Annotated in this window: 24 protein-coding genes and 1 other RNA gene; 9 read left to right on the top strand and 16 right to left on the bottom strand. The window is 53.9% G+C overall.

Annotated features, from left to right (window positions below; genetic code table 11):
- Window positions 1-31: 31 nt before the first annotated feature.
- Both LU196_RS02360 and ykgO read left to right on the top strand, forming a co-directional pair.
- Window positions 32-289, top strand: a complete 258-nt coding sequence (locus tag LU196_RS02360; protein WP_232758119.1) for a type B 50S ribosomal protein L31 — start codon at window positions 32-34, stop codon at window positions 287-289.
- A 14-nt stretch (window positions 290-303) separates the two neighbouring features.
- Entirely contained in the window at window positions 304-444 is a 141-nt protein-coding gene (ykgO, locus tag LU196_RS02365) for a type B 50S ribosomal protein L36 (RefSeq protein WP_232758120.1), read from the top strand.
- Window positions 445-488: 44 nt separating this feature from the next.
- Here ykgO and LU196_RS02370 read toward each other — a convergent pair whose 3' ends face one another.
- The 3 genes from LU196_RS02370 to LU196_RS02380 are packed head-to-tail and all read right to left on the bottom strand — an operon-like array spanning window position 489 to window position 2889.
- Window positions 489-1367 carry a metal ABC transporter substrate-binding protein gene (locus LU196_RS02370; RefSeq protein ID WP_232758121.1) on the bottom strand — a complete coding sequence of 293 codons (879 nt, stop codon included), beginning with the start codon at window positions 1365-1367 and terminating at the stop codon, window positions 489-491.
- Between the two features lie 32 nt (window positions 1368-1399).
- Window positions 1400-2239, bottom strand: a complete 840-nt coding sequence (locus LU196_RS02375; protein ID WP_232758122.1) for a metal ABC transporter permease — start codon at window positions 2237-2239, stop codon at window positions 1400-1402.
- Window positions 2236-2889 carry a metal ABC transporter ATP-binding protein gene (locus LU196_RS02380; protein ID WP_232758123.1) on the bottom strand — a complete coding sequence of 218 codons (654 nt, stop codon included), beginning with the start codon at window positions 2887-2889 and terminating at the stop codon, window positions 2236-2238. Before LU196_RS02380 ends, LU196_RS02375 begins: the two co-directional genes overlap by 4 nt.
- A 336-nt stretch (window positions 2890-3225) precedes the next feature.
- On the opposite strand from LU196_RS02380, the gene LU196_RS02385 reads away from it, so the two are divergent.
- The 3 genes from LU196_RS02385 to LU196_RS02395 all read left to right on the top strand — a co-directional run bounded on the left by LU196_RS02385 (window position 3226) and on the right by LU196_RS02395 (window position 4349).
- Complete coding sequence (locus LU196_RS02385; protein WP_232758124.1) at window positions 3226-3579, top strand: hypothetical protein; 354 nt, start codon at window positions 3226-3228, stop codon at window positions 3577-3579.
- Between the two features lie 146 nt (window positions 3580-3725).
- Window positions 3726-4106: an Hha toxicity modulator TomB gene (tomB, locus tag LU196_RS02390; protein WP_232758125.1), complete on the top strand. Its 381-nt coding sequence runs from the start codon at window positions 3726-3728 to the stop codon at window positions 4104-4106.
- 24 nt (window positions 4107-4130) lie between these two features.
- A complete protein-coding gene (locus tag LU196_RS02395; RefSeq protein ID WP_232758126.1) occupies window positions 4131-4349 on the top strand; it encodes an HHA domain-containing protein in 219 nt (72 codons plus the stop codon).
- 99 nt (window positions 4350-4448) lie between these two features.
- Here LU196_RS02395 and ffs read toward each other — a convergent pair.
- Window positions 4449-4545, bottom strand: an RNA gene (ffs, locus tag LU196_RS02400) — signal recognition particle sRNA small type.
- 156 nt (window positions 4546-4701) lie between these two features.
- Between ffs and LU196_RS02405 the strand changes: the two genes are divergently transcribed.
- Window positions 4702-5013 carry an MGMT family protein gene (locus LU196_RS02405; RefSeq protein ID WP_232758127.1) on the top strand — a complete coding sequence of 104 codons (312 nt, stop codon included), beginning with the start codon at window positions 4702-4704 and terminating at the stop codon, window positions 5011-5013.
- Window positions 5014-5072: 59 nt separating this feature from the next.
- Here LU196_RS02405 and LU196_RS02410 read toward each other — a convergent pair whose 3' ends face one another.
- A complete protein-coding gene (locus LU196_RS02410; RefSeq protein WP_232758128.1) occupies window positions 5073-5630 on the bottom strand; it encodes a YbaY family lipoprotein in 558 nt (185 codons plus the stop codon).
- Between the two features lie 204 nt (window positions 5631-5834).
- On the opposite strand from LU196_RS02410, the gene tesB reads away from it, so the two are divergent.
- On the top strand, window positions 5835-6698 hold the full coding sequence (gene tesB, locus LU196_RS02415) for an acyl-CoA thioesterase II (protein ID WP_232758129.1): 864 nt from the start codon (window positions 5835-5837) through the stop codon (window positions 6696-6698).
- A 45-nt stretch (window positions 6699-6743) separates the two neighbouring features.
- Here the strand turns inward: tesB and amtB are convergent, their stop codons facing one another.
- The 5 genes from amtB to LU196_RS02440 form a co-directional block, all read right to left on the bottom strand.
- Entirely contained in the window at window positions 6744-8033 is a 1290-nt protein-coding gene (gene amtB, locus LU196_RS02420) for an ammonium transporter AmtB (protein WP_232758130.1), read from the bottom strand.
- A gap of 33 nt (window positions 8034-8066) precedes the next feature.
- A complete protein-coding gene (gene glnK, locus LU196_RS02425) occupies window positions 8067-8405 on the bottom strand; it encodes a P-II family nitrogen regulator (protein ID WP_003850469.1) in 339 nt (112 codons plus the stop codon).
- 259 nt (window positions 8406-8664) lie between these two features.
- On the bottom strand, window positions 8665-10440 hold the full coding sequence (locus LU196_RS02430; RefSeq protein WP_232758131.1) for a SmdB family multidrug efflux ABC transporter permease/ATP-binding protein: 1776 nt from the start codon (window positions 10438-10440) through the stop codon (window positions 8665-8667).
- Window positions 10433-12202: a SmdA family multidrug ABC transporter permease/ATP-binding protein gene (locus tag LU196_RS02435; RefSeq protein WP_232758132.1), complete on the bottom strand. Its 1770-nt coding sequence runs from the start codon at window positions 12200-12202 to the stop codon at window positions 10433-10435. Before LU196_RS02435 ends, LU196_RS02430 begins: the two co-directional genes overlap by 8 nt.
- 22 nt (window positions 12203-12224) lie before the next feature.
- Window positions 12225-12686, bottom strand: coding sequence for an Lrp/AsnC family transcriptional regulator (locus LU196_RS02440; protein ID WP_232758133.1), 462 nt, complete (start codon window positions 12684-12686; stop codon window positions 12225-12227).
- Window positions 12687-12803: 117 nt separating this feature from the next.
- Here LU196_RS02440 and LU196_RS02445 point away from each other — a divergent pair, with 117 nt between their 5' ends.
- Together LU196_RS02445 and queC are read left to right on the top strand one after the other, a co-directional pair.
- On the top strand, window positions 12804-13838 hold the full coding sequence (locus LU196_RS02445; protein ID WP_232758134.1) for a PLP-dependent cysteine synthase family protein: 1035 nt from the start codon (window positions 12804-12806) through the stop codon (window positions 13836-13838).
- A 136-nt stretch (window positions 13839-13974) separates the two neighbouring features.
- On the top strand, window positions 13975-14670 hold the full coding sequence (queC, locus tag LU196_RS02450) for a 7-cyano-7-deazaguanine synthase QueC (protein ID WP_232758135.1): 696 nt from the start codon (window positions 13975-13977) through the stop codon (window positions 14668-14670).
- Window positions 14671-14802: 132 nt separating this feature from the next.
- Here queC and LU196_RS02455 read toward each other — a convergent pair whose 3' ends face one another.
- The 6 genes from LU196_RS02455 to clpX form a co-directional block, all read right to left on the bottom strand.
- A complete protein-coding gene (locus LU196_RS02455) occupies window positions 14803-15207 on the bottom strand; it encodes a YbgC/FadM family acyl-CoA thioesterase (protein ID WP_232758136.1) in 405 nt (134 codons plus the stop codon).
- Window positions 15208-15307: 100 nt separating this feature from the next.
- Entirely contained in the window at window positions 15308-15631 is a 324-nt protein-coding gene (locus tag LU196_RS02460; RefSeq protein WP_232758137.1) for a helix-hairpin-helix domain-containing protein, read from the bottom strand.
- A 138-nt stretch (window positions 15632-15769) separates the two neighbouring features.
- The gene (ppiD, locus tag LU196_RS02465; RefSeq protein WP_232758138.1) at window positions 15770-17638 is read right to left on the bottom strand and encodes a peptidylprolyl isomerase; all 1869 of its coding nucleotides are present in this window, start codon (window positions 17636-17638) and stop codon (window positions 15770-15772) included.
- Window positions 17639-17874: 236 nt separating this feature from the next.
- On the bottom strand, window positions 17875-18147 hold the full coding sequence (hupB, locus tag LU196_RS02470) for a nucleoid-associated protein HU-beta (RefSeq protein ID WP_232758139.1): 273 nt from the start codon (window positions 18145-18147) through the stop codon (window positions 17875-17877).
- 213 nt (window positions 18148-18360) lie between these two features.
- Window positions 18361-20715, bottom strand: coding sequence for an endopeptidase La (lon, locus tag LU196_RS02475; protein ID WP_232758140.1), 2355 nt, complete (start codon window positions 20713-20715; stop codon window positions 18361-18363).
- Window positions 20716-20904: 189 nt separating this feature from the next.
- A complete protein-coding gene (clpX, locus tag LU196_RS02480; RefSeq protein ID WP_232758141.1) occupies window positions 20905-22176 on the bottom strand; it encodes an ATP-dependent protease ATP-binding subunit ClpX in 1272 nt (423 codons plus the stop codon).
- Window positions 22177-22292 lie beyond the last annotated feature (116 nt).

A 22292-nucleotide genomic window follows, 5' to 3' on the forward strand; every position in this document is an offset into this window, starting at 1 on the left:
GTTATATTATAACATTACATAGGCAGAGAGTATGAAACCTGATATCCACCCCCACTATCGCCCCGTGGTGTTCCACGACACCGCAGCAGACGCCTATTTCAAAATTGGCTCAACCATCAAAACCGAGCGCACCATTGAGTATGAAGGCGAAGTATTGCCTTACGTCACGCTGGATGTGTCGTCAAAATCGCACGTGTATTACACCGGCAAACAGAAAGAATTTGCCAAAGAAGGCAGCGCTGCGCGCTTCAACAAACGTTACGGCACATTCTTTACGCGCAATAAGTAAAAGGAGAATTTTCCATGCAGGTACTGAGCTCATTACGATCGGCGAAGATGCGCCACAAAGATTGCAAAGTGGTGCGTCGCAAGGGCCGTATTTATGTGATTTGTAAAACCAATCCGCGTTTCAAAGCGGTTCAGGGAAGAAAAAAGAAAAGATAAATCTGTGTCGTGATCTATTGGCCGGGCCTCTGCCCGGCCTTTTTTTATTTCATGCTGTGCAGCATCACGTCCACGTTGTGTTTAAAGGCGGCAACATAGGTGGGTGCTGGGCCGTTGGCGTCGGACAACGCCTCAGGGTACAGTTCGCCGCCGGGCTGTGCCGCGGTTTCGCTGGCAATCTGCTTCACCAAACGCGGGTCGGTCTGATTTTCCATAAAGTAGGTGTGAATGTGCTCAGCCTTAAGCTGCTTAATCAAGGCAGCCACGTCTGTTGCGCTGGCTTCTGCTTCCGTTGAAAAGCCGACCGGAGCCAGGAAGCTCACGTGATAACGCTGACCAAAGTAGCCAAACGCATCGTGGCTGGTGAGCACTTTCCGCTTGTCCTCTGGGATCGCGGCGAAGGCATTTTTGGCCCACGCATCCAGCTTTTGCAGCTGTTGAATGTAGTTTTCACCGCGTTTACGGATATCGGCCGCATCATCAGGATCGGCTTTAATTAGCGCTTTCATGACGTTTCTCGCATAGATTTCGCCATTGTGCATACTGTTCCATGCATGAGGATCGGTCACGGTTTTGCCCTCTTCCTCCATGCTTCGCGTGCTGATTCCCTTTGATGCTGTCACAAGGGTGCCTTTGTAACCCGACGCGGCAATCAGGCGGTCCATCCAGCCCTCCAGCCCCAGCCCGCTAACAAAAACCACGTCGGCCTTTGCCAGCGCTTCGCTGTCCTGCGGCGTCGGTTCAAACGTGTGCGGATCGCCATTCGGCCCCACCAGCGATTTCACTTTGACGTGATCGCCCCCGACTTGCTGCACAATGTCGGCCAGCACGGTAAAACTGGCAACGGCATCGACCGTTTTTGCCAGCGTCAGCGGACTGACAAAGAGCGTGGCAACCGCCACCCCGGTAAATAATGTTTTCATTGCTATCCCCTTTTCATTTCATTATCGACTCATTATCGACGGCGCAACAGGCCGCCACACGGCCCGACCGCTACTGAGATTAAAAACAGTACGGCGGCGCTGAGCACCACAGACGGCCCCGCAGGCAACGCGCAGTTCCAAGAAATCATGAGTCCAGCCAGCGCGGCAAACAGTGCCAGCAGCATGGCAATACCCAGCACCCAAGCCAGATGACGACTCCAAAAACGTGCGCTGGTGGCAGGCAGCATCATCAAGCCCACGGACATTAACGTGCCCAGTACCTGGAAACCGGCGACCAGATTAAGGACCACCAGCATCAGAAAAATGCCGTGCACCAGCGGCGCGCTCCATTTACCCTGGGCGCGCAGGAAATCCGCATCAAATGCATCGATCACCAAGGGCCGATAGATGATCGCCAGCATGATTAACGTGAACGCGGCGATGCCCCCTACCAGCAACAGTGCCGCATTGTCGACCGCCAGCAGCGAGCCAAACAGCACGTGAAGGAGATCGACACTGGATCCGCGCAGAGAGACCAGCGTGACGCCGAGCGCCAGCGATCCCAAATAGAAGCCCGAAAAACTGGCGTCCTCTTTAAGCGGGGTGTAACGACTGACGGCACCAGAAAGCAGCGCTACCGCCAAGCCGGCTATCAGCCCGCCGATGCCCATCGCCACCAGTGACAAACCTGAAATCAGGTACCCCATCGCGGCACCGGGCAGTACCGCATGGGATAGAGCATCTCCCACCAGGCTCATGCGGCGCAGCGAGAGAAACACACCGAGCGGCGTGGCGCTTAGCGCAAGCGCCAGACACGCCACCAGCGCGTGCCGCATAAAACCAAACTCGATAAACGGTTGCAGTAACGTCACGAGGCCACCTGATGCAAGCGCGGTGCCGAGGAACAGGCTGCGTCCAGCGACAGCACGTCACGGAAATAGCGCGCCACCAAAGGACGATCGTGGAGCACCACCAGCAGCGTCATGCCCGCCCGCTGCTGCTGTTCGAGAATCGACATCAACAGCGTGACGGTTGGGGTATCAATGCCGTTAAACGGCTCATCCAGCAGCCAGATTTTGCTGTGTTGCACCAGCAGGCGGGCAAACAGCACGCGTTGGAGCTGTCCGCCGGAAAGGGTCGCGGGCTGAGCATCCGCAAATGGGCGCATCTGCACCGCATCAAGCGCCGCCGCAATCTCCTGACGCAGCGTGCGATTAATGGCGCCAAACCAACCGCAGCGCGACCAACAGCCCATCGCGACAAGCTCATATACCGTTAGCGGAAAGCGCGTTTCCAGTTCGCTGCGCTGTGGTAACCAGCCAATCTCTTTCTGCGCGGCTCCCAAGGTGCAGGTACCTGCCACCGGTGGGATCAGGCCCGCGATAGTCTTGAGTAAGGTGGATTTGCCCGTGCCGTTGGCCCCTACCAATGCGGTCATGCTTCCGGCAGCAAGGGAGGCAGAAATGAGAGGCGTCACCGGCGTTTCACGATAGCCGCCCTGTAACTGGTTGAGTGCGATCATGCGTGGATCCCCCAGCCAATGGCCAACCCCAGCAGGCTGATAAGCAGCAGCGCGATAAGCAAGCGTCCGCTTAAGGAAAGAAGTAAACCGCTGTAAGTCATGAGAGGCACCAAAAATGTTATAACATAACAATAAGGATACCTGAAATGGCTCGCGATCCGCGCGGCAGAATGTGTATCAAAACTTAAATGGCAGGTATAGCGAGGCCGGTTTGCGCCAGCGGTGAACGAATGGCAAAACCCATTGCAGCGATTAAAAATTTGTGTAATAGGTGGACTTGCTTTATCTCTTCACAAATTCAATGATAGAAGCCACTTCCTTTAAAAAGGATGCTTCATGCGATCTATTATTCATTGTACCGTTAACGAGAATGAAGATGATTGCGCCGTGCTACGTGCAATCATTCAAGGGAATATTCTCAAAATAGCCGAAGCGCTCGCGGGTGATTTACAATGGTATGACCAGAATGCCAAATTATCCGCAGAGAGCTTTAAGATTGTTTCCATTCAACCTCTAGGTAACAATAGATTTAAAATGCTTTATGATTTTCGGTGGGATTTATTTAATGCCTGCCTGGATTTAAATGAAAGTGTGACACAGCGTGAGCAGGTTTCCTTCCAGGTTAAACAGGACGCGCTAGAGTTCGACGTGATTGACAACACGCGCCCCTCGCCTGCCGATGAATTGTAATATTTGGTAATCGAGGTGAGCAAAGCTTATGAATGTGGATTATATTTAACTCGTCGCTAAATTGAATTTATTCGTGATCGCTTCCTGGCCGCTTTTCCTAATCTCGCCGCGCCGCGGTAACCGTGCAAGCTATGGAGGGGAAAAAGATGGACGAATACTCACCGAAACGGCATGATATTGCCCAGCTTAAATTTCTGTGTGAGAACTTGTTCGACGAAAGTATGGCGACATTGACTGACAGTCATCACGGCTGGGTTAACGACCCCACTTCGGAAAACAATTTACAGCTCAACGATTTGATTGAGCATATCGCTTCTTTCACAATGAATTACAAAATTAAGCACGTTGAAGATGAAGCGCTGATTGCGCAAATCGATGAATATCTTGACGATACCTTTATGCTTTTCAGCAGCTATGGAATCAATACGCAAGATCTCCAGCGATGGCAACGTTCAGCAAAACGCTTATTTAACCTGTTTGCCGAAGAGTGCGCTTTTCTCCAACGACAACTCAGCCATTCCTTTTAGCATCAGAGTGAGACCGGTTTATTTATGAGCAACCCAACCCTAACCAAAACGGATTATTTGATGCGACTGCGCCGCTGTCGCTCAATCGACACCCTTGAGCGGGTGATCGAGAAAAATAAGTATGAATTACCCGATGATGAACTTGCGGTATTTTATTCCGCAGCCGACCACCGTTTGGCCGAGCTCACCATGAACAAGCTGTATGACAAAGTGCCAGGTTCGGTCTGGAAGTACGTCCGCTGAGTCTTTAAGACGACACCTTACGATCCCTTCATCCTGCGGCAAAGGAGTGCCCGCGCGGCGCTATCGTCTAAGAAATGTCGAGGCAGAAATGGGTGGAGGCCCTGCCAGCTACATCCCGGCACACGCGTCGCCTGCTGCGGCTGCTTCCTTCCGGACCTGACCGAGTTCACAAGTTAGCGTTGCGGGAGAACCAACAGGGCCTCCATTGAAAAGCCCTCATTTCGAGAGCGCAGGCATTATCGGGGAACCCCCTTTCAATTGCAAGCGCAGGCCAGACAACCGTTGTTTTCTTGAACAGAAGCCCAAAACGCGAACGCATGTTACAGTTGCCTTTTACCCACAAGGAGCGTGCATGCACGACGAAGGCAATTTTCCACACCGCGTCTGGCAGATTATTGCCGCCATCCCCTTTGGCCGAGTGGCCACCTACGGTGATGTTGCACAGCTTGCCGGTTCCCCACGCGCGGCGCGCCAGGTGGGCGGTGTGTTGCGGCGATTACCAAAAGAAACGACCCTGCCGTGGTTTCGCGTGATCAACCGTCACGGTCGAATTTCCTTGCAGGGTGACGATCTTTTACGCCAGCGTGATGCGCTTGAGGCCGAGGGCGTTGAAGTAAGCGATGACGGGCAAATTGATATGCGCGTTTATCGCTGGCGAGGTTAACGTTGCGGTAAAACGGCAGAAAGAGAGGCAGCCGCAGAGGGGCTGCCTTATATTACCTGTTACAGGCGGGTTGGCGCGGGTACAGCAGCAGACGGAGTCACCTGAGTGGGTGACGTCGATGGCACCGTTGTTGCGGCACCCGGCTGCGTGGGCATCGCCATATTGGTCACCGGCACCAGCACCAGATCGGCTTTCGTACCGCCCTGATTGATAACCGGCTTCACTGTGTCAGTGATAAAGGCAACCTTACCGTCAATCGTAATGGCGGCGCTCAACAGAATACGCGCGTTCGGCTGAATGTCTGCCGGATTGAAGGGCAGAATAAAGCTAAACGGTGCCTGTTTGCCTTCAGTGCGCACCACGCGCTGTGCCAGCACTTTAGACGGCACATCGGACTGCGAAGCATCGGATAATGTCACGGTCAGCGCCGCATCAGGCGGCAAAGCAATACGCTGGCGGATATACACCGAACCACTGACGTTAGGCTGCGTAATCGCGGCCTGCTGCCCCGCGATCGCTGAACCCAGCGTTGGCGTAGGCACCGGTTTACTGTGATCGGCACATCCCGTTATCGCTGCAGCTAGCGCTACTCCACTCATCACATGCCAAATTTTCATCGATGTCGTCTCCTTATGAACACTATGATTGTCGGCGGGCTATTTTCTGAATAGCGTTTCAGCCGCCGATTGCGATTAATTCTGGCACAAAAATTCGCATTGCGCCTGAAGTCAGGTTTGACACGACGTGCAGCGGCAAAGCCATTGACGGAAACTGGTCGGATCTTTCACACTTAGCGCCTGCACTTTTGGGAGAAAACACTGATGAGCCAGGCATTAAATAATCTGCTGACGTTATTAAATTTAGAAAAATTAGATGAAGGCTTGTTTCGCGGTCAAAGTGAGGATCTGGGCCTGCGTCAGGTGTTTGGCGGACAGGTCGTGGGTCAGGCGCTGTATGCGGCAAAGCAAACCGTGCCGGAAGCCCGCATCATTCACTCTTTTCACAGCTATTTTTTGCGCCCAGGGGATAGCCAAAAAGCCATTATTTATGACGTTGAAACGCTGCGCGACGGTAAAAGTTTCAGCGCGCGCCGCGTCAGTGCGGTGCAGAATGGCCAGCCTATTTTTTACATGACGGCTTCTTTCCAGGCACCTGAGCAGGGATTTGAACATCAGAATGCGATGCCTAAGGTTCCCGGCCCCGATACGCTGCCTTCTGAGCAGGATCTGGCACAAAAGCTGGCGGCGCACCTTCCACTCACGCTCAAAGAGAAGTTTGTCGCTGAACGCCCGCTGGATATTCGTCCTGTACAGATCCACAACCCGCTAAAAGGACGCGTCGATGCGCCCGCGCGCCAAGTTTGGATCCGCGCCAACGGCACCTTGCCTGATGACCGCCGCATTCACCAATATCTGTTGGGTTACGCCTCCGATCTTAATTTCCTGCCTGTGGCGCTGCAGCCGCACGGCAAAGGTTTTTTGGAGCCGGATATGCAGGTGGCGACCATCGACCACTCAATGTGGTTCCATCGCCCGTTTGATCTCAATCAGTGGCTGCTTTATAGCGTAGAGAGTACATCGGCCTCTGGTGCGCGCGGTTTCGTGCGTGGGGAATTTTTCAGCCAAGATGGCACGCTGGTCGCGAGCACGGTTCAGGAAGGCGTCATGCGTCAGCGCGAGGTATAAAAAAAGGGGCGATAATCGCCCCCTGGATTTGGCCTAAGCGCGTGCTTACTGGTTGTAAGCGTTTTCGCCGTGGCTGTTGACATCCAGCCCTTCGCGCTCCTGATCTTCCGGAACGCGCAGGCCAACAATCATATCGGCCAGCTTGAAGCCGATAAACGCCGCGACCGCTGACCACACCACGGTCACCAAGCAGCTGAATACCTGCACCCAAACCTGATGTCCCATGGTCACGCCTTCTGCGTAGCCCACGCCACCCAGTGATGAAGAGGCAAATACGCCGGTCAGAATACAGCCCAGGATGCCGCACACGCCGTGTACACCGAACACATCACAGGGATCGTCAACGCGCAGCCATCTTTTCAGGGTAGTCACACCCCAGATACCGGCGAGCCCGCCCGCCAGACCGATGATCAACGCACCGCCCACGCCAACGTAACCACACGCAGGCGTAATGGCGACCAGGCCGGCGATGAAACCAGAGCATGCGCCCAGCAAGGAAGGCTTACCGCGCATCGCCCACTCACCAAACACCCATGAGAGTACCGCACCCGCCGTAGCAACGACCGTGTTCAGGAAGGCCAGCGCAGCGATTTCGTTTGCTGCAGAAGCAGAGCCTGCGTTGAAACCAAACCAGCCGACATAGAGAATGGCAGTACCGAGAAACACCATCGGCAGGTTATGCGGCTTGAACGCCTCTTTGCCGAAGCCTGCACGTTTGCCGACCAGGTAAGCACCCACCAGACCCGCCACCGCTGCGTTGATGTGGACAACCGTACCGCCAGCAAAGTCGAGCGCGCCATCCTGAGCCAGATAGCCGCCACCCCACACCATATGGGCAATCGGCAAATAAGAGAGGGTCAGCCACACGCCAACAAAGATCAGCACCGCAGAGAAGCGAATACGTTCGGCAATCGCGCCAACGATCAGCCCAACGGTGATACAGGCAAACGACGCCTGGAATGCGACGTGAATGTACTGGTAGAAGCTGCCCATAACGGCTTTCAGCTCAATGTTCTTCAGCATGACCCACTGGAAGTCACCGAAGAAGGCGTTACCTTGGCTAAAGGCCAGCGAATAGCCATATACCACCCACAGCACGCAAACCAGCGCAAATGTCACCGCAACCTGGGTCAGCATTGACAGTACGTTCTTGCCGCGAATCAGACCGCCGTAAAACAGCGCAATGCCCGGAATAGACATAAAGAGCACCAGCGCGGTACAAATCATCATAAAGGCATTATCAGCCTTGTCCGCCACAGCGGGCGCGGCTGCCATAGCCAGCGACGGTAACAGTGCCAGGCTGGTGAGGCCCAACTTGGTCAAGAGTTTATTCATTTTATTCCATCCCATCACAATTCTGAGCCCCAGTTACAGCGCGGCTTCGTCGGTCTCGCCGGTGCGAATACGAATGACGCGCTGCAGTTCCGCGACGAAGATTTTGCCGTCGCCAATTTTGCCGGTATAGGCGGCTTTACTGATCACATCCACCACTTCATCAAGCTGATCGTCCGCAATCGCGATATCAATCTTTACTTTTGGCAGGAAGTTGACGCTGTACTCAGCACCGCGATAAAGCTCTGCGTGACCTTTCTGGCGACCAAACCCTTTAACTTCGGACACGGTTAATCCCTGAATGCCAATGGAGGATAAAGCTTCACGCACGTCCTCCAGCTTGAATGGTTTGATTACCACGGTAACCAGCTTCATACGTTCCCCTCCGAATAAGAAATTGAATGCGTCGCGCGGACACGCTGATTACTAAGCAATCCCTGTGCCAAATCAGCAAAATATCGAGAGGGTAAAAGGCCGGGCGCGCTGGCAGACGATTAGCACTGTGATCCAGCGCCCAAGTGGGCGCAGATAAGGTGAAGGTGTGTTGCAAAATCGCACTCCTTTGGTGCCTTAAGCCTCAAAGGAGTGCATCAATACAGAACATTCCGAGAATAGTGCGCAAAAAAGGTGCAAATCACCCTTCGGCTGGCACGGGAATGCCCGCCGCGAGTTCATCACCCGCTTGCTGCAGCTGATACATTTGCCAATAGCGCCCCTGCTGCGCCAGTAAGGCCGTATGGGTGCCACGCTCAACCATATGTCCACGGTGCAGAACCACAATTTGATCCGCTTCCGTGATGGTGGACAGCCGGTGTGCAATGACCACCAGCGTACTGTGTCGCCGCAGCGCACGCAGCGCGAGTTGGATAGCCTGCTCAGTGCCAGAGTCGATGTTTGCCGTGGCCTCATCAAGAATCAGAATTTGCGGCGGCGCCACCAGCACGCGCGCCAGCGCCAGCAGCTGTTTTTGACCAACGGAAAGCGTATTCCCCTGCTCCCCGAGCCGCGTATGGATCCCTTTCTCCAACTTGCGAGCCAGCGGCGCCAGCTGTACGGTCTCCAGCGCCTGCCATACCTGCGCTTCTGAAATATCCCGCCCTAAGCGCACGTTAGCCAGCAACGTATCCGCCAGTACCACCGGATCCTGCTGTACCATCGCCACGCTTTGCCGCAGCGCCGCATGGGAAAAGTGCGCCAGGGGGCGGCCGTCCAGTTCAATAACGCCGCGCGTCACCGGATAATAGCCCATCAGCAAATTAGCCAGCGTGCTCTTGCCGCTTCCGGTATGCCCCACCAGCGCGACAAACCCGCGCGAGGGCACCTCCAGATTGATTTCACTCAGCACATCCTGACCTTCGCGATAGGCAAAGCTAACGTCACGCAAGGTAATGCGTCCGGAATTCAGCGGCTGCGGATCGGCGCCGTAATCCTGCTGCTGCGCATCCATGAGTTCGAAAATGCGTTCACCAGAAACCACCGCCTGCTGCAGCATAGATTGCTGCGTGGTCAGCTCAATCAGCGGCTCATTGAGACGCCCCAGCCAGGTGATAAAGGCATAGAGCACGCCCACTTCAAACACGCCGGGCGTGGCGAAGCTAAATAGCATCAGTAATCCGCATAAGATCAGTGCGGAAAACAGGCTTAACAGCGGACGCAGCAAGAAACCATCCAGACGCAGCGTCTCCATGCGCGCCAAATAGTGTGCGCGGCTGGCTTCGCTCATGCGCTCACCGAAGCGTGCCTGCTGGCGAAACTGCTGAATGACGCTCATGCCATTGATAACTTCATTGAAGCCATTGTTGATCTCAGCCAGATAGCTGCGGACCCGCCGCGCAATCGGGGTACTAAAGCGCTGGTAAATCAGCATGACCGCGATCACCAGCGGGAAAATGGTAATGGCTACCAGCGCCATGCGCCAGTCGAGAGAGAACATCGCCACGAGCATCGCGCCAATCAGCGCAGCACTGCGCAATACCGTTGCCACGACGGTGACATAGAGATCTTTAATGACTTCCGTATCATTAGTGACGCGCGAAATAATTTGCCCAACCGGCTGGGTATCAAACGCGCTCAACGGCTGACGCAGCGCGGCGTTCATCACGTCCACGCGCAGCTGTTGCACCACGCCAATGGCGGCGCGATTGAACAGCAGCGCCTGCAGGTAATGCAGCGCTGCAGCCAGCACCTGGAGCAGAATGAAGCTCACCAGCAGTCCCAGCACGATCCCCCACGGCATGCGGTGCTTCGCCACTAAGTTATCAATGAAATAGCTCACCAGCACCGGTCCGGTAACCTCCGCGGCGGCGGCAAGCCACAGCATGCCAACGCCCAGCCACAGCGACTTACGCCAGGGTTTACCGTAGGCCAGCAGGCGTTTTAATGTCGGCCACAGACGTTGTGATTTAGCCACGTGCGTCTCCTTCGGCGATCTCATCCTCGTCCAGCGCCGCCTCAAGCTGCTGATAGCGATACATTTCGCGATACCACCCCTCCTGCGCGAGCAAACTGTCGTGATCGCCACGCTGTGCCACGCTTCCGTGCTGCATCACCAGAATTTCATTGGCTTCTGTTAACGCCGACAGCCGGTGCGCGCTGATAATCACGGTGCGCCCTTTCCCCCACTGCCGCAGGTTATGCAGAATATCGTGCTCGGTACGGCCATCCACGGCTGAAAGGGCATCATCAAGAATCAGAATTTCGGCATCGAGCAGCAGCGCTCGGGCGATAGCAATACGCTGTTTCTGCCCGCCGGACAGCATCACGCCGCGCTCGCCCACTTCGGTGTCATACCCTTGCGGCAAACGCAAAATATCCTCATGCACACACGCCATTTTTGCTACGTGCTCAATGGCTTGCAATGAAGCGTGCGGACAGCCGAGCGCCAGGTTATTGGCCACCGTATCGGAGAACAAGAAGGGCGTTTGGCTCACCACCGCGAGGCGGCTGCGCCAACTGTCGAGTTGCAGCGCAGACAGCGGAATATCGTGATAGCGAATCTCGCCCCGATCAATGTCGAAGTGGCGCTGAATCAGGCTAAGCAGCGTACTCTTACCGCAGCCGGTGGGCCCGCAAAGCCCCAGCATCTGTCCAGGCTGTAGCTGCAGCCTGAGGTTGCTTATCACCGCGCCCGAACTGGCTGGATAGTGAAAGCGCTCAATCGCAACCTCCAGTACTCCCGGATCCTGCGGCAATGTCCGCTGCCCGTCTTTCACCACCGGCGCTTCCGCCAGCAGCGCCCGGATACGACTCCACGCCGCACTGCCGCGTTCAACAATGTTGATCATCCATGCCAGCGCCAGCATGGGCCAAATCATCAGCCCCAGATACATGACAAAACTGGTGAGTTGCCCAAGCGTTAAGCTGCCGTGCCAGACCATCCAGCCGCCACCCGCAATTGCCAGCAGGTTGGAGAAGCCGACGGCAATATAAATGGTGGGATCGAAGCGGGCATCTACGCGCGCTACGTGCAGGTTTTTCTCGCCGGTATCGCGGGCAATGTCGGCAAACTGCTGCGATTGATGCGATTCCAGGCCAAATGCTTTGATCATGCGGATACTGGTCAGGCTCTCCTGCGTTTGATCGTTCAGGCTGGAAAACGCCGCCTGCGCGACTTTGAAGCGCTGATGGAGGCGCGCACCGTCTTTCTGAATGACCAGTGCCATAATGGGCATGGGAATCAGCGCCAGCAACGTCAGCTGCCAGCTAATTTGTATGCTCATCACTGCCAGCACCACGAGTCCCATCACCAGTGAATCCACCAGCGTCAGCACCCCTTCTCCGGCGGCAAACACCACGCGATCGACATCGTTAGTGGCGCGCGCGATCAGGTCGCCGGTGCGATGGCGTAAATAGAATGCAGGATGTTGACGGCTTAGCTGGCGATAAAAATCTTCGCGCAGCTCAACGGCCAGCTGATAGGAAGCACCAAAAAGCAGCACGCGCCAGACATAGCGCAACAGGTAGACAATCGCCGCGGTGGCCAGCATGACGCCGATCCACATGAAAATGCGGCCCGTGGTTAAACTCTGTTGGGTCACGCCGTCGACAATCACACCGACCAAATGCGGAGGGATCAGTTGCAACAGCGCAATGAGGATAAGTAAGCTAATGGCGCCTAAATATCGCCGCCATTCACGCAGAAAGTACCAACTTAACTGGCTGAATAATTGCACACAAATATCTCGTTATCGGCCTCTAAGGCGCTACCGGCAGAGCGGTGGTGTATTTAATCTCCTCCATGGCAAAGCTGGAGGTGACGTCGATCAGGCTCGGCACGCCGTTCACCAAACGCTTATAGAACGCATCATAGCTTTTCATATCGGCAACCTGAATACGCAGCAGATAATCGTATTCCCCCGCCATGCGGTAAAAGGCCATCACTTCTGGCATCTGCTGCACCACGCTAACGAATTGATTAAACCAACTGCTGCTGTGTTGCTGCGTTTTGACAAACATAAATGCGGTCAGAGAAAGTCCGAGCTTCTCGCCGTCCAGCAACGCCACGCGCGCGCGAATAATGCCATCATCTTCCAACTTTTTCAGGCGTTTCCAGCACGGCGTTGTCGTAAGGTTAACGGCGTCCGCCAGCGCCTGCAGCGATTGAGTGCAATCCTGTTGCAGCATTGCCAGCAATATGCGGTCTGTTTTATCTAACATTTGGCGCTCCGGGAGAAAAATTTTCTCTTAGCGAGCCATTATACCGGTGTTAAAGCAAGCTAATTTTCCTGCCAGTGCCTTACACTGTGCACATTTCCCCCCTGCTGGACTTTACACATGCAAACGCCCTGGATTCGTCACGCCATTACAGAAATCAACGCTGATTTCCAGCGCTCCGCCGATACGCATCTGATTCGCTTCTCGCTGGAGTCTTATCCTGGCATTCATTTTTATCTTAAAGATGAAAGTACGCATCCCAGCGGTAGTCTTAAGCACCGGCTGGCGCGTTCGCTGTTTCTATATGGTCTGGCAAACGGCTGGATCCGGGAAAATACGCCCATTATTGAAGCGTCCTCCGGCAGCACGGCGGTCTCGGAAGCCTACTTTGCCCGTTTGCTGGGCCTGCCCTTTATTGCCGTGATGCCCGCCAGCACCGCGAAACGCAAAGTGGAGATGATTCGCTTTTATGGGGGAGAGTGCCATTTTGTAGAGGATCCTTGTCAGCTCTACAGTGAATCAGAGCGGTTGGCGCAATCGCTTAACGGGCATTTTATGGATCAGTTTACCTATGCAGAGCGGGCGACAGACTGGCGCGGCAATAACAATATCGCAGAAAGTATCTTTCGCCAGATGGCGCACGAGCCCTTTCCGATCCCGCATACGCTGATCATGAGCGCCGGCACGGGCGGCACGTCTGCCACGCTGGGCCGCTATATTCGCTACCAAGGATATGAGACGCGCTTGCTGGTGGTGGATCCCCAGCATTCGGTATTTTTTGACTATTGGCATAGCCGCGACCGCCGGCTTCGCAGCGAGCGCGGCAGCGCGATCGAAGGGATCGGACGCCCTCGCGTTGAGCCCTCCTTCTTGCCGGATGTGATAGACGAGATGATCAAAGTGCCTGACGGTGCCACAGTGGCAGCCATGCTCAAACTTGAGACGATTCTCGGTCGCCGCCCAGGCGCCTCAACCGGCACCAATTTCTGGGGCATGCTGCAAGTCGCCCAACGTATGCGTGCGAATGGACAACAAGGCGCGCTGGTTACGCTGCTGTGCGACAGCGGTGAGCGTTACCCGGATACCTATTATAACCCTGAGTGGGTAGCGCAACACTTGGGTGATATCGCGCCGTGGCAGCGCGATTTGGCGTGATTTTTCACTATCGTGCCATAACCCAAGCCGCAGGCCTCCGCGTGTGCGGTCTTGCCTTATCAGAGCAGCCAGCGAGCGCTGTTCAGCCGAAGCCTCAGCCAGTACCATAGGCGGACAGAATGATGAGGAAAGAAAAATGAAACGAGCGGTTGTAGTCTTTAGCGGTGGACAAGATTCCACCACCTGCTTAATTCAGGCGCTGCAACAGTATGACGAAGTGCACTGCGTCACCTTCGACTATGGTCAGCGCCATCGGGAAGAGATTGAGGTCGCTGCCGCGCTGGCGCATAAACTTGGCGCACGCGCGCACAAAGTGCTGGATGTGACACTACTCAATGAACTGGCGGTCAGCAGCCTGACGCGCGATAACATCCCGGTTCCTGCCTACGATCCGCAGGCCAGTGGCCTGCCCAGCACGTTCGTGCCCGGGCGTAATATCCTTTTTCTGACGCTCGCCTCAATTTATGCCTATCAGGTTGAGGCAGAAGCCGTCATCACCGGGGTCTGCGAAACCGATTTTTCGGGGTATCCTGACTGCCGTGATGAGTTTGTAAAGGCGCTGAATAATGCCGTGAGCCTCGGTATGGCGCGTTCCATTCGTTTTGAAACGCCCCTGATGTGGCTGAACAAGGCTGAGACGTGGGCGCTGGCTGATTACTGGCAGCAGCTACCTTTGGTGCGCAAAGAAACGCTGACCTGTTATAACGGCATCAAAGGTGACGGCTGCGGCGAGTGCGCCGCCTGTCACTTACGTGCGCGCGGACTTGCCGATTATCAGGCAAACGCTGCCGAGGTGATGGCCGCCATGAAGCGTAAAAGCGGCCTTCGCTAGCGCTCCGCTCCGGTGGTGGCATGAACCAATGAAACGTTTATGCTCTGTGAGTCAGCCTGGGGTAAACAGCGGTTTAGAGCAAACAGCGGCAATGAATAAACCGGCGTCTTTTCTGACGCCGGTTTATATGCGTTAAACTTCAGGTTGCAGCAGCGCCAACCGCTCGCGTAACTCACCTTCCAATGCGACTGCCTTTTGCGTGCGCAAATCAATACACACAAACGTCAGCGCCGCATCCGCGACCGTTTCTCGGCTCTCTGCCAGCACAACACGCTGATGAATAACACCGCTTCTCCCGTTAAGCTGGCTAATTTCGCTCTCAATCTGGAGCACGTCACCCAATACTGCCGGGCGGCGATAGTTGATATTGATGTTTACCACGACAAAGGCCAGCTGCTTGGCCATCAGCCAGTGAAACGCATTCACATCCTCTAACCACTGCCAGCGTGCCTCTTCGAGAAACTCAAGGTAGCGTGCATTATTCACGTGTTGATAAACATCAAGATGATAGCCGCGCACTTTGATGGTGGTCTGCATGATAACTCCCGTTCAGGCTGAAACATTAACTGGTATGACCTGTCGAGCATAGCACAGCCTGAACGGCGTTTTCGTTAATCCTTCGAAGTCATGCGTCGCTTCACAGTTTCAGCCGTGCGCTGTTACGCTCTACCAGCGCATTGCCAATGCCCGGCACCTCTTTGAGCTGATCGATAGCAGTAAAAGGGCCGTATTGCTCGCGATAACTCACGATTGCCTGCGCTTTTTTGAGGCCAATACCGTTCATGCCTGCGGCCAATTGCTCAGCCGTGGCGTCGTTAATACTTACCGGCCCTTCCGGCGGTGTGGAGACTTGGGCGGCCTGCGTTTCCGTCGGGCTTTCTGCAGCAGAAAGTCCATGCGTGTAAAAAGCACCGCCAAGTGCCAGAGTTACGCATAATGCGCGAAGTGTTGATGTAAACATGCTGTGTTCTCCTTGTGTTAAACAGCCAACGCAGGGTGCCATAGGCTATTTATTGGCTCAAAAGGACGATCACATAAATGGAAAAGGCCGCATAAGCGGCCTTTGATTGTTGCAGTAGCGTCACGGTTTTTGTGAGCCTTACTGGTTTTGTTCGGCTGCACCGTACTTGATTTTGGCCTCTTTACGCAGGTTCTCAAGCAGCGCTTCAAACGCAATTTGCGCGTTGTTCTGCGTGACACCTTTCACCATTTCATCAATCTGCGCCTGCGGCATGGTGCCCGCGCTGACCTTGTCTAAGGCCACCAGCACCACATTACCCTGCATATCCTCGCTCACGCCCCAGGACGGTTTGTTCGCGGCAGGCTGAGGTAAATTGAAGGCGAACTGTGCAATAGGATCCTGCGCATTGCGGTCCACTGACTGGCTGGCGCTCAGGGTGAGCCCCGCCGCGCTCAGCGCGTCATCTTTGCCAGCTTTGAGGTCAGCAAGCAGTTTGTCAGCTTGGGCTTTAGCCTGTTGCGTCGCTTTGTCGTGCTTAAGCGTATCAGCAATCTGCGCCTTCACCTGATCAAGCGGTTTCACCGCCTCGGGCTTGTGCTCACTGATGCGCAGCACGAACGCACGATCGCCATCGACGCTAATCACGTCAGAGTTATTGCCTGGCGCGCCATTTTGGCCGACAAGTCCACCGTTGAAGATGGCTTGCTTGACTGGCTCAAAATCGAGATCGGCGGGCACTGCGTCGCGAGAAATCCAACCGGTTTCCACCACTTTCAGCCCTGAAGCTTGAGCAGCACCAGCCAGCGACTCGTTATCGTTGCTGGCAGCTTCGCTGACTTTTTGCTGCAGTTTATAAAACGCATCAACCGCTTTTTCTTGCTTCACTTTGTCAACAATGGCATCGCGCACGTCAGCCAGCGGTTTAACCTGCTCAGGCTGAATGTCATCAAGACGCGCGACCAGGAAGCCCACGGACGAGTTAATTACGCCCGACAATTGGCCTTTTTGCGTCAGGTTGGCACTCTTCAGCTCGTCCGGTGTGGTTTCGGGTTCCAGCCATCCCATATCTCCGCCTTTGCGTGCGGTAATAGGATCGACTGATTTCGCTTTCGCCAGCGCCGCGAAATCTTCACCTTTTTTCAGCGCGTCCAACACGGCCTTAGCGTCAGCTTCCGTTTTGGTCTGAATAACGCTGTAGCGATTGCGCTGTGGTTGGGTGTAATCCGCTTTATGTTGATCGTACCAACTCTGAATATCCGTCTCGCTTGCCGTTTCCTGCAGGCTCGCCGCATCCATTTTGATATAGCTGACCCGATACTGCTCGGGTGCCATAAAGCTGTTTTGATGCTGCTGATAATATTGATCAATTTCTTGATCCGTAACGGTCTGTTTTGCCGCCAGCGCATTCACATCGATCACCGCCTGACGAATATCACGCTTCTGTGAGACCAAATCGACAAGCTTGGTCGTTTCGTCTTTGAGCATAAAGTCGGTGTTCGCCACGGCGTTGATCAGCTGCTGCGTTGCCAGCTGTTTACGCAGCGCTTCCGCATATTGATCGGCACTGAAGCCCATATTGCCAATCAGCGCGTTGTATTTGCCATTATCAAACTTGCCGTTGGTTTGAAACGCTTTCTGATTGAAGATGGCTTGCTTAACTTGATCGTCACTGATGCCGATGTGCAGATCTTTAATGTACTGATCCAGCAGCGTCTGGTCGATCAGCTGAGAAAGTGCCTGCTGACGCATCTGCTGCATATAGCCTTCGTTGCTTGCCAACTGCGAGAACTGCTCACCCAGCATCTGCTGCTGGCGATTGCGCTCAGTGTTATAAGCCTGTTCAAGCTCGGCACGGCTGATTTCATGACCGTTCACTTTGGCGGCATAATCGTTGCCTCCGCCAATCAAGTAGTTGCCTACTCCGGTCAAAACGAAAGACAGGATGATCAATCCCAGAATAATCTTGAGCACGACATGATTCGACGCCGCGCGTAAATTGTCCATCATGGTATGACAACACTCCGCTGTAGTGTGGATGTAAAGCTCTGACACGATGTCATCATCGTGCAACTGCTGTTCAGGCTGGCAGTTGGCAACCATGCGGAGACACTGACGTGAAGTCAACGTCGCGCATCAAGAATAAAAAAGGCACATCATTCTGATGTGCCCGTATGTTACATGAGAACGGCTTTTTCGTCCTCAATCCAGAGAAGAAAATGCTTCGCCGGAACGACACCCAGTCATTAATTGACGGCGTCTTTCAGTGCTTTACCTGCACGGAAGCCTGGTACTTTACCTGCCGGAATAGTAATTTCTTTACCCGTTTGTGGGTTACGGCCAGTGCGGGCAGCGCGCTCACGAACGGAGAAAGTACCAAATCCAACCAGAGCCACTTCTTCGCCGCTTTTCAGCGCATCAGAAACAGAACTGATAACGGCATCCAGTACACGTCCAGCGGCTGCTTTAGAAATGTCCGCGTCTGCAGCAATTTTGTCGATCAACTGTGACTTATTCACTCTCTTCATCCCCTCTTTTATTATTCATTTCGCACGCAAGCTTCCCGCCCGGTGCGAATGCGCAGCAAGTTATATCAAGCCTGTGGAGCCGAAACAACGGTATTCATCTCAATCGTTGCGTCGGCAGCCCTCTAAATTAGCGGCACAAAAAAAAGCTGGCAAGCTCCATTTAGCCTGCCAGCTCTGCTTTTTAGTAGTTTACACCACGTATTTCTATTTCGCCGTGGCGACCTGCATACCGTAAGGTGCATTTTCCAGCGCCAGGCTCAGCACTTCTTCAATGCGCTTAACCGGGTGGATGCTCAGATCGGCAATAACGTTCTGTGGAATTTCTTCCAGATCGCGCTTGTTTTCATCCGGAATCAGCACCGTCTTGATACCGCCACGATGTGCCGCAAGCAGCTTCTCTTTCAGACCACCGATCGGCAACACCTGACCACGCAGCGTAATTTCCCCGGTCATCGCGACATCAGAGCGAACCGGATTTCCGGTCAGGCATGACACCAGCGCCGTACACATTGCGATACCTGCGCTTGGGCCATCTTTCGGCGTTGCCCCTTCTGGCACGTGCACATGGATATCACGCTTTTCGTAGAAATCACTGTTAATACCGAGTTTCTCCGCGCGAGCACGCACGACGGTCAAGGCTGCCTGAATGGATTCCTGCATCACTTCACCCAGCGAGCCGGTGTAGGTCAGCTTACCTTTGCCGGGAACGCACGCGGTTTCGATGGTCAGCAAATCACCGCCCACTTCCGTCCACGCCAGTCCAGTCACCTGTCCAACACGGTTTTCGCTGTCCGCACGACCGTAATCAAAGCGCTGTACGCCAAGGAAATCCTTGAGGTTGTCGCCATTGATTTTGATGCTCTTTTTAGCTTTGTCCATCAGCAGCGCTTTCACTGCTTTACGGCACAGCTTCGACAGCTCACGTTCAAGGCTACGTACCCCGGCTTCGCGGGTGTAGTAGCGGATGATGCCGACGATAGCGCTGTCGTCCACATTAATTTCTTTTTCTTTCAGCGCATTACGCTCAATCTGTTTCGGCAGCAAATGCTGTTTCGCGATATTGAGTTTTTCATCTTCGGTATAACCCGAAAGACGAATGACCTCCATACGGTCAAGCAGCGGAGCTGGAATGTTCATTGAGTTTGAGGTCGCGACAAACATGACATCGGAGAGATCGTAATCCACTTCCAGATAGTGATCGTTGAACGCGATATTTTGCTCTGGATCGAGCACCTCAAGCAGCGCCGAAGCAGGATCGCCGCGCATATCCGACGACATTTTGTCAATTTCATCCAGCAGGAACAGCGGGTTTTTCACGCCCACTTTCGCCATTTTCTGGATCAGTTTGCCTGGCATCGAACCAATGTAGGTGCGACGGTGACCACGGATTTCCGCTTCGTCACGCACGCCACCCAGCGCCATACGCACGTACTTACGTCCGGTAGCTTTCGCAATAGACTGGCCGAGTGACGTTTTACCCACCCCTGGCGGTCCGACCAAACACAGAATCGGGCCTTTGATTTTGCTTACGCGGCTTTGCACAGCAAGATACTCAAGAATACGATCTTTGACGCGTTCCAGACCGTAGTGATCCATATCGAGCGTTTCTTGTGCTTTACGCAGATCCTTCTTCACTTTGCTGCGCGCATTCCACGGAACCTGCACCATCCAGTCGATGTAGCCACGCACCACCGTCGCTTCCGCAGACATGGGGGACATCATTTTTAATTTTTGCAGTTCAGCTTCAGCTTTCTCACGCGCTTCGACAGGCATTTTTGCCGCATCGATTTTGCGCTTGAGCGCCTCATATTCATCTGGCGCATCATCCATCTCACCCAGTTCTTTCTGGATGGCTTTCATCTGCTCATTCAGATAGTACTCACGCTGGCTTTTTTCCATCTGCTTTTTCACGCGGTTACGAATGCGCTTCTCAACTTGCAGCAGATCGATTTCTGACTCCATCATGGCCATGAGATATTCCAGACGCTCATTGACGTCTGACATCTCCAGCACGGACTGCTTATCCGCCAATTTCAGCGGCATATGCGCGGCAACGGTATCGGCCAGACGCGCAGCATCCTCAATGCTATTTAGCGAGGTTAATACCTCTGGAGGAATTTTTTTGTTGAGCTTGATATAGCCTTCAAACTGATTGAGTGCTGTGCGCACCAGCACTTCCTGTTCACGCTCTTCGATTTCTGGTGAAACCAAATATTCGGCTTGGGCAACAAAATGATCGCCGTTATCCGCTAACGTGGTGATATGCGCGCGCTGCAAGCCTTCAACCAGCACTTTAACTGTGCCGTCTGGCAATTTTAACATCTGCAGTACAGAAGCGACGGTCCCTACGGAAAAGAGATCGTTGATACCAGGTTCATCCGTTGAAGCCTCTTTCTGGGCAACCAGCATGATCTTCTTGTCATGATCCATCGCCGCTTCCAGGCAGCGGATCGATTTTTCGCGACCAACAAACAACGGAATTACCATGTGCGGATAAACCACCACGTCGCGCAGCGGCAACACGGGGATTTCAATGCGTTCAGAACGCTCAGGATTCATAGAGCTCTCTCTTAGTTTAATGTCCGCCAGGTGATGGGAACCGCGGCATACAGGATGTATACGGTTAAGCCCACAGGATTATGAGTATATGGGGATGCTCGTACGACATTCAATGTCACGGATGAGAGAAAAACGAAAGGGGAAACATTTTCCCCTTTTTTAAGATAACAACGTGGTGCAATTGATTACTTATTCACCAGAAGCTTGCGCTTCGTGCTTACCGTAAATCAACATTGGCTCTGATTCACCGTCAATAACGGAATCATCAATAACCACTTTTTCCACGTCTTCCATCGAAGGCAAGTCGTACATGGTCTCCAACAGCGCCGCCTCAACAATCGACCGCAGTCCACGAGCGCCTGTTTTGCGCGACATGGCTTTTTTAGCGATAGCCGTTAATGCTTCGTCACGGAATTCCAGCTCAACGCCTTCAAGGTTAAACAGCGCCTGATACTGCTTGGTCAGCGCATTTTTCGGCTCGCGCAAGATCTGGATCAGTGCTTCTTCACTCAGTTCATTCAGCGTGGCTACCACCGGCAGACGGCCAATGAACTCAGGAATCAGGCCAAATTTAATCAGATCTTCCGGCTCAACTTGAGACAGCAATTGCCCTTCGCTTGCCTTCTCTGATTTGCCCTTCACGGTCGCACCAAACCCAATACCAGAGCCGGTTTCAACACGCTGGGAGATGACTTTATCCAGACCGGCAAATGCACCACCGCAGATAAAGAGGATCTTAGAGGTATCAACCTGCAAGAACTCCTGCTGTGGATGCTTACGCCCCCCCTGCGGTGGGACAGCCGCTACGGTGCCTTCAATCAGCTTCAGTAAGGCTTGTTGTACGCCCTCGCCCGACACATCTCGAGTAATTGATGGGTTGTCAGATTTGCGAGAAATTTTATCAATCTCATCGATATACACGATGCCGCGCTGTGCTTTCTGCACGTCATAATCACATTTTTGCAGCAGCTTCTGAATGATATTCTCGACATCTTCACCCACATAGCCCGCTTCGGTCAGCGTGGTGGCGTCTGCCATGGTGAAAGGCACGTCCAGTAGGCGCGCCAGCGTTTCAGCCAACAGCGTTTTACCGCTACCTGTTGGTCCAATCAGCAAGATATTACTTTTACCCAGCTCGATACCGTTGCTGGTATCGCCGTTGCGCAGACGTTTGTAGTGGTTATACACCGCCACGGACAGGACTTTTTTGGCTTTTTCCTGACCGATAACATAATCGTCAAGGTGATGACGAATTTCATGCGGCGTCGGCAGAGCGCTGCGCTCACGATGCGGCGCAACTTCTTTGATCTCTTCGCGAATGATGTCGTTGCACAAGTCAACACATTCATCGCAAATATAAACTGACGGCCCGGCAATCAGCTTACGAACTTCATGCTGGCTTTTGCCGCAGAAAGAGCAGTACAGCAACTTACCTGAACCGTCTTTGCGCTTATCTGTCATCAGCTAACCTCTTTTCGTTCTCAAACCTGAAGTGTACGGCCTTGCCGTACAACAACGGCCGATATTCATTCAACACATCTCTGGGTGCCCCGTTAACTATAGCGCAAGGGGCAGCC

The organism is Pantoea sp. Mb-10 (assembly GCF_021272205.1).
In the GTDB taxonomy this organism is placed as follows: domain Bacteria; phylum Pseudomonadota; class Gammaproteobacteria; order Enterobacterales; family Enterobacteriaceae; genus Pantoea.

Bases quoted from the DNA above. Each gene is read 5' to 3' on its own strand.
- LU196_RS02440 (WP_232758133.1), bottom strand. From the start codon at position 12,686: ATGTTAGATAAAACAGACCGCATATTGCTGGCAATGCTGCAACAGGAT.
- LU196_RS02460 (WP_232758137.1), bottom strand. From the start codon at position 15,631: ATGTTTACATCAACACTTCGCGCATTATGCGTAACTCTGGCACTTGGC.
- LU196_RS02405 (WP_232758127.1), top strand. From the start codon at position 4,702: ATGCACGACGAAGGCAATTTTCCACACCGCGTCTGGCAGATTATTGCC.
- ppiD (WP_232758138.1), bottom strand. From the start codon at position 17,638: ATGATGGACAATTTACGCGCGGCGTCGAATCATGTCGTGCTCAAGATT.
- LU196_RS02370 (WP_232758121.1), bottom strand. From the start codon at position 1,367: ATGAAAACATTATTTACCGGGGTGGCGGTTGCCACGCTCTTTGTCAGT.
- tomB (WP_232758125.1), top strand. From the start codon at position 3,726: ATGGACGAATACTCACCGAAACGGCATGATATTGCCCAGCTTAAATTT.
- ykgO (WP_232758120.1), top strand. From the start codon at position 304: ATGCAGGTACTGAGCTCATTACGATCGGCGAAGATGCGCCACAAAGAT.
- LU196_RS02395 (WP_232758126.1), top strand. From the start codon at position 4,131: ATGAGCAACCCAACCCTAACCAAAACGGATTATTTGATGCGACTGCGC.
- LU196_RS02385 (WP_232758124.1), top strand. From the start codon at position 3,226: ATGCGATCTATTATTCATTGTACCGTTAACGAGAATGAAGATGATTGC.
- queC (WP_232758135.1), top strand. From the start codon at position 13,975: ATGAAACGAGCGGTTGTAGTCTTTAGCGGTGGACAAGATTCCACCACC.
- clpX (WP_232758141.1), bottom strand. From the start codon at position 22,176: ATGACAGATAAGCGCAAAGACGGTTCAGGTAAGTTGCTGTACTGCTCT.
- amtB (WP_232758130.1), bottom strand. From the start codon at position 8,033: ATGAATAAACTCTTGACCAAGTTGGGCCTCACCAGCCTGGCACTGTTA.
- LU196_RS02380 (WP_232758123.1), bottom strand. From the start codon at position 2,889: ATGATCGCACTCAACCAGTTACAGGGCGGCTATCGTGAAACGCCGGTG.
- glnK (WP_003850469.1), bottom strand. From the start codon at position 8,405: ATGAAGCTGGTTACCGTGGTAATCAAACCATTCAAGCTGGAGGACGTG.
- LU196_RS02360 (WP_232758119.1), top strand. From the start codon at position 32: ATGAAACCTGATATCCACCCCCACTATCGCCCCGTGGTGTTCCACGAC.
- LU196_RS02445 (WP_232758134.1), top strand. From the start codon at position 12,804: ATGCAAACGCCCTGGATTCGTCACGCCATTACAGAAATCAACGCTGAT.
- tesB (WP_232758129.1), top strand. From the start codon at position 5,835: ATGAGCCAGGCATTAAATAATCTGCTGACGTTATTAAATTTAGAAAAA.
- lon (WP_232758140.1), bottom strand. From the start codon at position 20,715: ATGAATCCTGAGCGTTCTGAACGCATTGAAATCCCCGTGTTGCCGCTG.
- LU196_RS02455 (WP_232758136.1), bottom strand. From the start codon at position 15,207: ATGCAGACCACCATCAAAGTGCGCGGCTATCATCTTGATGTTTATCAA.
- LU196_RS02410 (WP_232758128.1), bottom strand. From the start codon at position 5,630: ATGAAAATTTGGCATGTGATGAGTGGAGTAGCGCTAGCTGCAGCGATA.